12 protein-coding genes and 1 other annotated feature are annotated in these 12,809 nt (G+C 42.7%); all 12 genes read right to left on the bottom strand.

What is annotated here, in order from left to right:
* Nucleotides 1-3: 3 nt before the first annotated feature.
* Entirely contained in the window at nucleotides 4-1,272 is a 1,269-nt protein-coding gene (locus JJ692_RS08935; RefSeq protein WP_103131904.1) for a peptidase U32 family protein, read from the bottom strand.
* A gap of 20 nt (nucleotides 1,273-1,292) precedes the next feature.
* Complete coding sequence (locus JJ692_RS08930) at nucleotides 1,293-2,222, bottom strand: peptidase U32 family protein (RefSeq protein ID WP_103131903.1); 930 nt, start codon at nucleotides 2,220-2,222, stop codon at nucleotides 1,293-1,295.
* Complete coding sequence (locus tag JJ692_RS08925; RefSeq protein WP_103131902.1) at nucleotides 2,219-2,884, bottom strand: O-methyltransferase; 666 nt, start codon at nucleotides 2,882-2,884, stop codon at nucleotides 2,219-2,221. Before JJ692_RS08925 ends, JJ692_RS08930 begins: the two co-directional genes overlap by 4 nt.
* A gap of 211 nt (nucleotides 2,885-3,095) precedes the next feature.
* The gene (mltG, locus tag JJ692_RS08920; RefSeq protein ID WP_103131901.1) at nucleotides 3,096-4,178 is read right to left on the bottom strand and encodes an endolytic transglycosylase MltG; all 1,083 of its coding nucleotides are present in this window, start codon (nucleotides 4,176-4,178) and stop codon (nucleotides 3,096-3,098) included.
* A 73-nt stretch (nucleotides 4,179-4,251) separates the two neighbouring features.
* Nucleotides 4,252-5,340, bottom strand: coding sequence for an acetyl-CoA C-acyltransferase (locus JJ692_RS08915; RefSeq protein WP_103131900.1), 1,089 nt, complete (start codon nucleotides 5,338-5,340; stop codon nucleotides 4,252-4,254).
* Nucleotides 5,328-6,752, bottom strand: coding sequence for an acyl-CoA synthetase (locus tag JJ692_RS08910; RefSeq protein WP_446699468.1), 1,425 nt, complete (start codon nucleotides 6,750-6,752; stop codon nucleotides 5,328-5,330). The genes JJ692_RS08915 and JJ692_RS08910 overlap by 13 nt, the downstream gene beginning before the upstream one ends.
* 35 nt (nucleotides 6,753-6,787) lie before the next feature.
* Nucleotides 6,788-7,354 (bottom strand): biotin transporter BioY, encoded by a 567-nt coding sequence (locus tag JJ692_RS08905; RefSeq protein WP_073206472.1) that lies wholly within the window; start codon nucleotides 7,352-7,354, stop codon nucleotides 6,788-6,790.
* 154 nt (nucleotides 7,355-7,508) lie between these two features.
* Nucleotides 7,509-7,790 carry a DUF1292 domain-containing protein gene (locus JJ692_RS08900; protein ID WP_024423112.1) on the bottom strand — a complete coding sequence of 94 codons (282 nt, stop codon included), beginning with the start codon at nucleotides 7,788-7,790 and terminating at the stop codon, nucleotides 7,509-7,511.
* Nucleotides 7,791-7,805: 15 nt separating this feature from the next.
* Nucleotides 7,806-8,222 carry a Holliday junction resolvase RuvX gene (gene ruvX, locus JJ692_RS08895; protein WP_024423113.1) on the bottom strand — a complete coding sequence of 139 codons (417 nt, stop codon included), beginning with the start codon at nucleotides 8,220-8,222 and terminating at the stop codon, nucleotides 7,806-7,808.
* Nucleotides 8,223-8,225: 3 nt separating this feature from the next.
* Entirely contained in the window at nucleotides 8,226-8,492 is a 267-nt protein-coding gene (locus tag JJ692_RS08890; RefSeq protein ID WP_008358522.1) for an IreB family regulatory phosphoprotein, read from the bottom strand.
* 89 nt (nucleotides 8,493-8,581) lie between these two features.
* Nucleotides 8,582-11,218, bottom strand: coding sequence for an alanine--tRNA ligase (alaS, locus tag JJ692_RS08885; RefSeq protein ID WP_025092421.1), 2,637 nt, complete (start codon nucleotides 11,216-11,218; stop codon nucleotides 8,582-8,584).
* An 80-nt stretch (nucleotides 11,219-11,298) separates the two neighbouring features.
* Nucleotides 11,299-11,506: a binding site (T-box leader), on the bottom strand.
* A gap of 44 nt (nucleotides 11,507-11,550) precedes the next feature.
* Nucleotides 11,551-12,615, bottom strand: coding sequence for an AI-2E family transporter (locus JJ692_RS08880; protein ID WP_103131898.1), 1,065 nt, complete (start codon nucleotides 12,613-12,615; stop codon nucleotides 11,551-11,553).
* Between the last annotated feature and the right edge of the window lie 194 nt (nucleotides 12,616-12,809).

Raw genomic sequence — 12,809 nt, 5'->3', positions numbered from 1 at the left:
TTGTTATTTCCCCTTTCTCATCATGTTGCTAGGGTATACTTTTTGATCAAGCTTGAATTTGACGATTTGCAGCGGATGACGAGCGGCATCTAGTTCATTTCCTTTTTCATCCCAAATCGTTTCAATTTTGCATGTGAAATTCTCAATCTCTGGTCCGAAGAATTCGACTTCGTCGCCTTGCTTAAAGAAGTTACGCTGCTGCAATGTCACGATTTGTTCTTTTTCATCATAATGAAGAACAAGACCTGCGAAATCAAATGTCGTTTTCTTCCCATGGATGCCAAACATTTGTTCATCCGTTCCTGGTACGCCTTCGAAAAAGGCTGGTGCTGTGTCACGGTTTGCGCATTTATCTAATTCATCTAACCATTCCTGCTGAATGACAAAATTGTCTGGGTCAGCACAATACGCATCAATGACTTTGCGATATACACTTACAACAGTGGCAACATAATGAATGGATTTCATCCGTCCTTCGATTTTTAAGCTGTCAATTCCCATTTCGATCATTTGAGGAATGGATTCAACAAGCTTCAAATCTTTTGGACTCATTGCAAATGGCGCATCTTCCTCACCAAATAAAGGCGCTTCCTCAGAACCTTCTAGTTTATAAAGATCATAATCCCAGCGGCAGGACTGACAGCAGCCTCCGCGGTTAGAATCTCTTGCCGTCATATGGTTACTGAGCACGCAGCGGCCAGAGTATGCGATACACATTGCACCGTGAATGAATGTTTCGATTTCAATATCGACCTTTTCTTTCATTTCTCTAATTTCTAGCGCACTTGTTTCACGTGCAAGCACCACACGCTCAAGCCCTTCTTCCTTCCAAAACTGAACAGCTTTCCAATTTGAAAGAGATTGCTGTGTGCTTAAATGGACTTCAAGCTTCGGTGCAACACGTTTACATGTTTCAATGATCAGTGGATCAGCTACGATAATGCCTGCTACTCCAGCGCCTTCGATCCCTTGAAGGTATTCCTCCAGCCCGTCCATGTTTTCATTGTGAGCAAAGATATTCGTTGTCACATAAATGCGTGCGCCATATTTGTTTGCAAATGCGACGCCTTCTGCCATTTCTTCAATTGAAAAGTTATCTGCATTTGAGCGAAGCCCGAATTCTTTCCCGCCAATAAAGACAGCGTCAGCTCCGTAGTGTACAGCAATTTTCAGCTTTTCCAAGTTTCCTGCGGGTGCAAGCAGTTCTGGTTTTTTTGTAATGATACGTTTCCCATCAATCATTTCAGAAATACCATCTTTCAATAATGCCATTTCCTCTGCCTCCTCTTATATTAATAAACCGTTTCTTTAAAGAAGAATCCTGTATCAATCGAACGATTCACTGGCTGAATCTCTTCAATTCGGTTCACCCAGTCCTCTTTCTGATCTTCATACGCGTCTTTGTCAGTCGTTAGTAAATCAATTGCTTTTCTATAGAGTGATGTCACCTCTGTCATATAAGAAAGTGACTTTAAAATTCCGTCAATTTTAAATGAGTCAATGCCTGCGTCAACAAACTCTTCTAATTCGTCAATCATACACACATCATTTGGACTCATAATATGTGTCCCGTTTGCATCCTCAAAAATAGGGTATTTGTTTTGACGCTCTTGGTCATGCAGGAATAGCCCTTCCTCCATATCTCTGCCTTCGACGTCCATTTGTTTGCCCTGGTATTCAAAGTAGTTGCCTATGAGCGTACGTTTCGATTGAAACATACATGTCATGCCATGAACTTGAATTTCAATCTCCACCTCAGCATTTTCTTTGATGTCGATCACACTGTCCATGTTCAGCTCTTTAGCAAGAACAGCACGCGATGCGCCTTTTCTACCCCAATAGTTACAAGTGTAATAGTTGGTTCCAGTCGTTTCTGTACTCCAGTGAAGATTCAGGTTCACCCCTGTTTCCTTTGCTGCCATGATCACGGCTGGATCTCCGAAGACGACGCCGTCCACGCTTAATGAATCGAGAAAGGTTAAATAATCTCCAAGCAGCTGCACGCGGTCATTATGAAAAATCGCATTCATCGCTACATACACTTTTTTGTGATGGGCATGTGCAAGCAGAGCCGTTTGTTTCACATCTTCTCTTGAAAACTCACCTGCAAGACGAATACCGTATGTTTGTTCGCCTATTAAGAATGCATCAGCCCCTGCCTCAATTAATGGCAGTACGTCTGACACGCTGCTTGGCGTCACAAGCAATTCTGGTTTCTTCATGATTGGTCACCTCTTTTTGTACTAATGGCGATCCCGTCTCCAACTGGAATAATGCACGTTTGGAAATCAGGGTTTGACATAAGCCATTGATTGTATCGATCAATCTTTCCAATTAATTGTTTTTTTCGTTTATCTTCAATTTCTTCTTCATAATTTGTCGCCACTAAGCCTTTGAATAATACATTGTCTGTAATAATCATTCCGTCATGAGCGAGCATCGGTTCAAACAGTTCAAAAAAACGCTTGTACTGCCCTTTTGCAGCATCAATAAAAATCACATCATAGGGCGCCATCGTTTGGACCGTTTTAGCCGATTCCATTGCATCACCAAAAAACACGTGTATTCTTTCTTTTAACTTTAATTCCTCAATGTTCCGTGTCGCTTCTTCATAGCGCTTTGCATTGCGCTCAATCGTATAAATCTCAGCATCTGGCAGAGCTGTTGCCATTCGAATGGCAGAATAGCCAATCGCTGTCCCGACCTCAAGAATTTTCTTCGGCTTTTTCATCGAAAGCAGCTGCAATAAAAGCTCGATGCTCACCTTTTCCATAATTGGCACATGATGCTCTTTTGCATATATCTCTAATTGAGCGATTGCATCAGGACTTGGTTGAATTAAATGTTCAATATAATCATTTATTCGATCATCTTCGATAGTCATTATCTGTCTAGCTCCTTCATGACCTGAAAAAGAAGAGTCCTGCCTATTGCAGCTCTCTTTCTCGTCAATCTTTCGTTCATCTAAGTAAAAACAACCCGATATATTTTACCACAAAGAAGTGGTAATTGCGAACCTATAAAATGGATATTCCAACGAAAAAAACTGCAGGCAATCTCATATTGTCTACAGTCTTTTTCGATTCACTTGTACGTTAATTGCTGCCTGTGATGTATTTCGCTTTTGCTTTATTATGCTCATTTAACGTTTTCGTAAATACGACTTCTCCATTTTTCTTCGCAAGGAAGTAAACGTAATCCGTTTTCTCTGGATGCAGTGCTGCTTTCCAAGAGGATTCACCAGCATTTGCAATAGGTCCAGGCGGCAGCCCTTTGTTGTTATACGTGTTATAAGGAGATTTTACTTTTAGGTCTTTGTAATAAACGCGGGATTTATGCTCACCTAGTGCATAAAGAACGGTTGGGTCAGTTTGAAGCGGCATGTCCTTTTTCAACCGGTTATAAAATACACTTGAGATTTTTGCCCGATCTGTCTTTTCTGTTGCTTCCATTTCAATCAGTGATGCCATCGTTAACACATCATGTATGGACATGTTTCTCTTTTTCATGTCTTTTTCATACGTTTTCACGTATTGATCTGTTTGTTTAATCATCGTTTCAATAATCGTTTCGAGTGATTCATCCTCACGATAAAATGGATACGTAGCAGGGAATAAATAACCCTCTAACGGATGTTTCACCTGTTTTCCATTCACCTGTGATGTCACGGTTTTCGGATACTTTTTCATTAACGTTTGAATAAAAGCAGGATCATCCAGCTTCGCTTCAACTTCCTTCGCTGAAAAATTCGTCTGGTTTGCAATAATGGCAGCAATATCAGACAGCTGTTTTCCCTCTGGAATCACTAGCTGAAAGGCGTAGTCTGTCCCGCCAGATGTCAGTTTTTTAATCAGTGTGTCTGCGTCCATTGTTTGTTTTAGATGAAAATAGCCTGCTTTAAAGCCGGACGCTTTTTTGTATTTTGCATAATAAGTGAAAATCGTGTCATTCGAAATGAGCCCATTATCTTTTAAAATGCCCGCAATTTCGCGCACAGATGTCCCATTTGGAATATGAATATTAATCGTTTGTTTACTTTTTTGATCGACCGGTCCAAGTGCTGATTTAACATATACAAAGCCTGATAATGCTGCAATGATGATGACAGCAAGGACTGATAACAGGACGATCCCCATTTTTCTTTTGAAGAATGGTCGTTTCTTTTGTTCTGAAAACATGCATGGCCCTCCTCACATCTAGCTTTTATAGTACATGATTCGACGGAGTTCGGCAATTACTTGCTTATGCATCTCATGACAGAACTTGACATAACACGGCTAAACCAATGCCGCCACCGCTTCCAATAGCAGCCATGACATAGCTTCTATTCGGTAAGGCGTGCGCTTCATAAAATAATCTCACCATCATAGCAGCTCCTGACGCGCTGTATGGATGCCCAAGGCAAAGTGCACCGCCTCTTCTATTGATCCGCTCATATGGTATACCCAGCGTCCGGGCAATAAGTGCTGGTTTCAGCGCAAACGCTTCATTGATTTCAAATAACGCCACTTCTTCTGCCTTTATATTCTCTTGATGCAAAAGTTTCTCGATCGCATCAATTGGTGAAGCAGCTGGAAAATGAGGATGTATCGCTGTCACAGCGCTTCCGACATACCGTAACATCGCCTTATATCCACTCGCTTCCGCTAGCGATCTTTCCAACACAGCGACAGCAGCTGCTCCGTCTGCTTCCTTACAGCTATTGGCGGCAGTCACAGTTCCTTTTCCCGGTAAAAATACAGGCTTTGCCCGCTTGATCAGCTTTGCCATCGGTCTTATTTTAGCAGCGGCTTCATCTATGTTCATCCCGTCAATCGAAACGATTTCTTCTGAATATGTACCATGTGTGAATGCCGCTAAACTTCTTTCCCAGCTCAAAAGGGCATAGTCATCTTGTTCTTTTCTCGTGACAGAAAATGCCGACGCGGTCAGCTCTGCTGCTTCTCCCATATGCGGATCTCCTATCCGCTCCGGTGAAAAGCGTGCTCTCTCTTTCATTGGTGAGCTGGAAATGCTCTCAGTCCCGCCAGCGATATACATCGTGCCCTCCCCCGATTGAACCATGACGCAAGCTGTTCGGATCGCTTCAAGACCAGAGGCACACTGCCTGTCAATTGTCATACCAGGAACGTGTAAAGGAAGTCCTGCTTCTAATGAGGACAGACGGGCCATATTTCCACCGCCTCCGACGACATTGCCTAATATGACGTCATCCGGTGTCATGATCTGAGACAAATGCCGGATAAGGGGAGCGGCTAATTGCTCTGGGCGATAATTTTTCAGCATCCCATTTTTGTCACCGAAGGGTGTTCGTTTTGCCTCTACAATCACTGCTTGCATGACAATTGCTCCTCCGCCCACTTTTTCATGCTCGCGCGGGCTATTTTTCCGCCGGATGTTTCAATCATTTGATCAATCACAAGCCATTTTTTTGGTACCTTGTAGGCGGCCAGCTTTTCTTTAACAGCTTGTCGAACCGCCTTTATTTGCGGCACTTGCTCCAGTATGGCAACAGGGATTTCACCCCAATATGGGTCAGGAACGCCAACCACAATCGACCGTTTTACCTCTGGCTGATCATTTAGCACACGCTCAATTTCCTCTGGGAAAATATTCAGTCCTCCATAGACAATCATGCCATTCTCACGACCGCTCATATACAGATAACCGTCTTCATCCAGCCATCCCATATCGTAAACTGTCAGCCACTCCTCCGGCGGTTTCTGCTCATGCAAGTATCCTGAAAACGTCATTGGGCTCTTTACATAAATCCTCCCTGTTTCATTTGGCTGGCAGACAGATTGATCGGGCCGCCTTACTTCTACTTGAATGGAGGAGAAAGGCCGTCCAACAGAAGAAGGTTTTTGCAGAAAGTCATTTGAAGACAAATAAGAGACAAAACTTAACTCTGATGTACCATAAAAATCAAAAAAAGTGATATGTGGATAGTTGGAAACGAGCTGTTCTTTTGACGAGATGCTCCAATCTGCTCCCGATGACATGACAAGAAGCGGATTGTCTCCTTTAAAAGCATCGATTTGCAGTAACGTTTCTGTCATTGTTGGGACAGTATACATCACGGTGATATGACCTGTCTCTAAGGCTTTCTTTGCTTTTCCTGGCACAAATTTTTCTAAAAGCGTCACTGTACCGCCAAAGTATAATGTACTGATGGCACCATATAAAAAGTGTGAGGATAAAAGTGTACCTAATATGAGAACATGATCTTGATGAGTGATTCCAAATGAAGCGGTGGTCATTTGAAAGCTCTCGATCCATGACTGCTGACGCCTAATAAAGGCTTTCGGTGAGCCCGTTGATCCTGACGTAAAACCCATATAAAAGACAGGGTCCTTCTCGGTATCACTTTTACTGCATGGACTGTCTGTGAGAAGACTCATTCTTTCCTTCCATTCAGATAAAGAAAGAATCGGTATGTCCACGCTTCCCTGTTCAAATCTTTTCATCAATCGATCCTCTATAATGGCGAGATCCGCCTCACTTAACAAGAGCTTTTCTACACATTCTTCATGACTCCATCTCGGATCAAGCGGAACGGCTGTCCACCCTGCACAAGCAGCGCCCGCAAATATTTGAAGAAAAGAAGCACCATTTGATAATAAAAAAGCGATTCTTTTTTGCTGATGAGCCGTTTCTTGTAACCACTGCGCCGATCTCTGTACACGTTCGTACCAATCTTGATATGTAATGCTTTCTTGCTCATCTATGATGGCAATCTGATCTGGTTTCATTTCTGCATGTACTGCATAGCTTTCCGTTATTCTGTTCAAACTGCACGCCTCCCTTTATGCAGATCCCTTTTTCGATATGACATGGCCTGTATGATTTTGACCGTAAAGACAGCACACATTCCCGCTTTGATGAGATCACCTGGAAGATAAATCAAACTAAGGAAAGCGGCCTGCGAGACCTTAATATGCATCATCATGGCTTGAAAGGGGATGCCGCATATATACAAAATCACAATACTGCAAACCGCATAGATCACAAAAAGACGCAGTGCGGTTACTTTTTTCAGCCGGTTCACCCATAAGCTGATCATGAAGGCAGCAACAGGATAAGCAAGAAGAAAACCACCGCTTGGCCCAAAGAAGACCCCTATCCCGCCTCTCCCGCCTGACAAAAGAGGTGCGCCTGCTGCCACAACCAAAAGAAAAAGACATAAACTGATCAGTGCTTGTTTAGGCTTTAACAGCCCCCCAGCAAGCAAAAGACCTGCGGTTTGCAATGTAATCGGTACAGGTGTAAATGTAAGTAAAATCGGCGGGATCAAGCCTAACATCCCGATGACCGCTGTCATTAACGCTATTTGCATCATATCTTGTATTTTCAATCTCCATGCCCCTCACTCAATTTATTGTTAAAAACAGAGTAAAAGGTACAATTCATTATGTCAACATAAAATAAAATTAAGTTAACATAGTGATCGTAAAAAAAGACCTGTGAAGAAAGATCAAGAAGATCTGTTCACAGGCCTTTTATTTGTTCTATTCTTCGTCTTCTTGATCTAAGAACGTATTTAACGTTTCTTCAATCATGTCCCATTCTTCATCCGTTTCAATCGGCTCTAGCTCGCCATCTTCACCGTCTTCGTTCGGTGTAAAGCTTGATGCATGAATTTCAATTTCCTCATTGTCTTGTTCAGAAATTGGGTAGTAAAGAACATAAGATTTGTTAAAATGGTCGCTTTCAAAAGTAAATAGTACTTCGCAAAGCTGTTCATTTCCATTATCATCAACGATTGTAATTTGCTTTTCTCCGTGTTCCATTTGATTCACCTCATTTTAATTTAAGCTGTCTAAATATCCTTGCAGGATCATGACAGCCGCCATTTTATCAATGACTTTTTTACGCTTTTGTCTGCTCACATCTGCAGAGATGAGCATTTTTTCCGCTGCCATTGTTGACAGACGCTCGTCCCAAAGCACAACAGGAACATTGTACGTGTTTTCTAGCACTTTCGCAAATGATTGGCTGGCTTCGCCTCTAGGACCGACCGTACCGTTCATATTTTTTGGAAAGCCAAGTACAATTTTATCCGCTCCGTATTCCGCTATGATCTCAGACAGGCGGCTGAGACCAAAGTCTCCGCCTGCTTCATCAATTTTAATTGTTTCAATCCCTTGCGCTGTCCATCCCATTTCATCACTGATCGCAACACCAAGGGTTTTCGTGCCTAAATCTAAGCCCAAAATTCTCATGTTTTACGCCTCTTTATGTGTCTCTAAGTACGATTTAACCAATTCCTCAATTAATTCGTCTCGTTCTAGTTTACGAATTAGGTTGCGTGCATCCTGATGTCTTGGAATATAAGCAGGGTCGCCTGACAGCAAGTATCCGACAATTTGATTGATCGGGTTGTATCCTTTTTCTTGGAGTGCGTCATGAACTGTAATGAGCACTTCATTCACATTGGTTTCAGCTGAATCATCAGAGAAGTTAAACTTCATTGTCTTATCAAATGAACTCACTGCTTCTTGCACCTCTCTTCCAACATTCTACTAGCAAGCTTTTTTCTAACCGCTCATCTAATACCATTATTCTACACTACATTGCCTGATTATAAAACGGATTTGACAGATTCTTCGACAGTTGCCAGTGCTTCTTCAAGCTTTTCTGGTTGTTTTCCGCCTGCTTGTGCCATGTCTGGACGTCCGCCTCCGCCTCCGCCGCAGATTTCAGCTGCCTGCTTCACAAGCTTCCCTGCATGCAGACCTTTTTCGATCACGTCTTTTGTTACTCCTGCTGAAATGTTTACTTTTCCGTTTTGAACGGCTCCCAGGACGATGACAGCTGATCCTAATTTAGCTTTTAAGTCATCAACCATTGTTCTTAAATGGTTCATGTCTTTAGCATTTACTTTTTCAGTTAATACTTTCACTCCGCCAACTTCTGTCACCTTCTCTAAAATAGAGCCTGCTTCTGCTTGGCTTAATTTCGCAAGGAGAGATTCGTTTTCTCTTTGAGCCTCTTTTAAATCTGCCTGTAATGAAGCAATCCGTTTTGGTACATCCTTCGTATTTGACTTCAGCTCACTTGCTGCCTGTTCTAAAATCGCCAGCTGGTCATTTAATTCTTCATAAGCGCCTTTACCAGTCACAGCTTCAATACGGCGTGTTCCAGCACCAATACCCGACTCAGATGCAATTTTAAACAAACCGATTTCCGCAGTGTTTTGCACGTGACAGCCGCCGCATAGCTCGATGCTGTAATCGCCCACTTGGACAACACGGACAATATCGCCATACTTCTCGCCAAAGAGCGCCATTGCACCCATTTCTTTTGCTTCAGCAATTGGTTTCAGGTCAATGGCAACAGAGATGCCTTCCCAAATTTTTTCGTTGACGATTTTTTCAATTTGAGACAATTCTTCTTTCGTCACTTGTCCAAAGTGAGAGAAATCAAAGCGAAGTCTGTTTTCATTTACCAATGAACCTGCTTGGTTTACGTGGCTTCCTAATACATCTTTGAGCGCCTGATGCAGAAGGTGTGTCGCTGTATGGTTTTTGACAATCCCTTTTCGAAGAGCTGATTCCACTTCAGCAGTGACCTCGAGACCTTTTTGAGCCGTACCGCTTACAACGACTCCTTCATGGACATGCTGACCGTTTGGCGCTTTTTTCACATCTTTGATCTCAATGATGGCTTCTGCACTTTTTAGTGTTCCTTTATCCGCTACTTGTCCGCCGCTTTCCGCATAGAAAGGTGTTTCATCTAACAAGATTTGCACCGTGTCTCCTTCATGTGCTTCCGAGACAATTTCACCATTTTGAAGCAATTCGATAATGCGAGTATCCGCAGTTAAATTTTCGTAGCCAACAAAGGTACTTTCCACTTTAATATCGCCTAATGCGCCGCCTTGAACCTGCATACTGCCGACATCTTGTCTCGCATTTCTTGCCCGTTCACGCTGCTTCTCCATTTCCGCTTGAAAGCCTTCTCGATCAACTGTCATGTTCTCATCTTCTGCATATTCTTCTGTCAGCTCGACAGGGAATCCATACGTGTCATACAGCTTAAATACATCTTCACCTGAAATCTGTGAGCTGCCTTTGTCTCTTTCTTTTTTGATCACTTCTGACAAAATAGCTAACCCTTCGTTCAGTGTTTCGTGGAAACGTTCTTCTTCGTTTTTGATGACTTTCGCAATAAATTCTTCTTTTGCTTGTACATCTGGGTAGAAATCCTTCATGATCTCAGCAACAACTGGCACTAGATCATACATAAACGGACGATGGATATGGATCGTTTTTGCATAACGCACAGCGCGGCGCAGCAAACGTCTTAATACATATCCGCGGCCTTCATTGGAAGGAAGCGCACCGTCGCTTACAGCAAAGGCAACTGTCCGGATATGGTCAGCAATGACTTTAAATGCTGTATCTTTTTCCTTCGCCAAACCATAGCTTTCTCCAGAAATGGTTTCGACTGCACGAATAATCGGCATGAAAAGGTCTGTATCGAAGTTCGTTGGCACATTTTGAATGACAGATACCATTCGTTCAAGGCCCATCCCTGTATCAATGTTTTTCTTCGGCAGTGGAGTGTATGATCCATCTGGATTATGGTTGAATTCAGAGAACACGAGATTCCATACTTCTAGATAACGCTCGTTTTCTCCGCCTGGATATAGTTCTGGATCGTTCATGTCGTCACCGTATGATTCACCGCGGTCATAGAAAATTTCTGTATTCGGTCCGCTTGGGCCCTCGCCAATATCCCAGAAGTTGCCTTCAAGACGGATAATACGTTCTTCAGGCACACCAATTTTATCTCTCCAAAGGATATATGCTTCTTCGTCCTCTGGGTGGACTGTCACAGATAACAAATTCGGATCAAAGCCAATCCACTCTTCACTTGTGAGGAATTCCCACGCCCATTCAATGGCCTCTTCTTTAAAATAATCACCAATAGAAAAGTTTCCAAGCATTTCAAAGAACGTGTGATGACGTGCTGTCTTCCCTACATTTTCAATATCATTCGTACGAATCGATTTTTGCGCGTTGCAAATACGCGGATTGTCAGGTACGACGCGGCCATCAAAGTATTTTTTTAATGTTGCCACCCCACTGTTGATCCATAAAAGTGTCGGATCGTCATGCGGTACAAGTGACGCACTCGGTTCTACAGCATGTCCTTTTTCTTTAAAAAAGTCTAAAAACATTTGACGTACTTGAGCTGAAGTTAAAGTTTTCATTCAAAAATCCTCCCTTATCATTCATCAATCTCCACACAAACGAAAAAACATCCCGCCCTATGCAAGCACAAAACGACTTACACAGGGACGAGATGTTCTCGCGGTACCACCCTGATTATAGACAAATTCGTCTATCACCTTCACATCCGATAACGCCGGAAGAGAGCGGCAGTGTTTATCTGCACTCGGGACTAGCTTCCGTTAAAGGTCTGATAAGGCTTTTCTCAGCAAATAAAGCCTCTCTCTGCAACAGCTTTTTAACGTACTCGGGTCCGTCATTGAATTTCAATATGTATGAATCGAAATTATTATAGACAACTCGGCTCGTCTTGTCAATGAACGCTTCGTCTCATCAGGATATATTGCACAATGATCACCCTGATAATCGCAGCTGCTGGTACGGCTAAAATCATCCCAATTAAGCCAAATAGCTCCCCTCCTGCAAGCAAGACAAGCATAATGACGACAGGATGCATATGAAGACTTCGTCCTACAATGATCGGGCTGAGGACATTGCTCTCTAAAAATTGCAGCACCGCTACTGTGATCAATACGATGATGACCGATTTCACTGAGATGGTAAACGCAATAAAGATGGCAGGAACTGCGCCAATTATCGGTCCAAAATACGGAATCACGTTCGTTGCTCCTATCAGCATGCCAAGAACGAGCGGATACGGGATATGAAAAAGCCAAAGCACAATGGCTGCTGCACCCCCGATTAAAGAACAGACAAGCAGCTGCCCTCGAATATAATCACCAAGCGATTCATCCACTGCTTTCACAAAGGCATGCCCCCTCTTCCTAAATGACGGCGGCGTTAAATACCATGCCGCCCGTTTCATCGTATTCATGTCTTTTACCATATAAAAAACAAGAAAAGGAATAAGTGCTGCAACTAATGCGTAATCAAATAAAACTTTACAGCTAAGAATCATCCGCTCAGCGCTATTGGCTGCATATGTCTCCGATTGAACAATGAAGCGGTCCAAGCGGTCATGAAGTCCGTCAGGCCAGTGGCTCGTATGATGATGGATATGTGATAAAGCGCCATTATACGTTTCAGCGATGACAGGAATTTGTTCTGACAGCTCATTTAACTGTGCAATCATAACAGGCGCTCCTTTATATACCGCAAAACCAATCCCGCCAAAAAACAGGACATAGATGAGTAAGAGACTGACTGTTCTCGGCAGCCCTCGTGCATGCAGTCTTTCCACAATCGGATAAAGCAGATAAGAAATAAAAATAGCGATGAAAAGCGGAATGAGAACCGCCTTCAGCAATAAAAAAACAGGCATCCATAACTCGTCGAGCTGCAGTAAAATGAGCAAGGATGCAAGGACAAGCAGGACCCCTGCAGCATATATTAGAAATTGGATCGGACGTTTCTTCACCTTTTTCACCTCTTTTCTTATTGTTTAACCATCTTCTGCAATTATCCACGTAAATAAAATTTGTCCTAACTTTGTTAAAAATGAATACACATGAAACATACAGCTCCATCCAAAGTCACTGTTTGCTGTAAAATCTCGTCAGAAAATATTCCATCATTTACTTCTTTTTACACAAGTTGTGCTAGAATCCACTT

The organism is Bacillus sp. 3a, from assembly GCF_017161885.1.
Lineage (GTDB): Bacteria > Bacillota > Bacilli > Bacillales > Bacillaceae > Bacillus > Bacillus safensis.
The sequence above is the reverse complement of the archived record's forward strand: the minus strand, read 5'-3'. Positions and strand labels throughout refer to the sequence as shown.

Bases quoted from the DNA above. Each gene is read 5' to 3' on its own strand.
- JJ692_RS08935 (WP_103131904.1), bottom strand. From the start codon at position 1,272: ATGGCATTATTGAAAGATGGTATTTCTGAAATGATTGATGGGAAACGT.
- JJ692_RS08930 (WP_103131903.1), bottom strand. From the start codon at position 2,222: ATGAAGAAACCAGAATTGCTTGTGACGCCAAGCAGCGTGTCAGACGTA.
- JJ692_RS08925 (WP_103131902.1), bottom strand. From the start codon at position 2,884: ATGACTATCGAAGATGATCGAATAAATGATTATATTGAACATTTAATT.
- mltG (WP_103131901.1), bottom strand. From the start codon at position 4,178: ATGTTTTCAGAACAAAAGAAACGACCATTCTTCAAAAGAAAAATGGGG.
- JJ692_RS08915 (WP_103131900.1), bottom strand. From the start codon at position 5,340: ATGCAAGCAGTGATTGTAGAGGCAAAACGAACACCCTTCGGTGACAAA.
- JJ692_RS08910 (WP_446699468.1), bottom strand. From the start codon at position 6,752: ATGAAACCAGATCAGATTGCCATCATAGATGAGCAAGAAAGCATTACA.
- JJ692_RS08900 (WP_024423112.1), bottom strand. From the start codon at position 7,790: ATGGAACACGGAGAAAAGCAAATTACAATCGTTGATGATAATGGAAAT.
- ruvX (WP_024423113.1), bottom strand. From the start codon at position 8,222: ATGAGAATTTTGGGCTTAGATTTAGGCACGAAAACCCTTGGTGTTGCG.
- alaS (WP_025092421.1), bottom strand. From the start codon at position 11,218: ATGAAAACTTTAACTTCAGCTCAAGTACGTCAAATGTTTTTAGACTTT.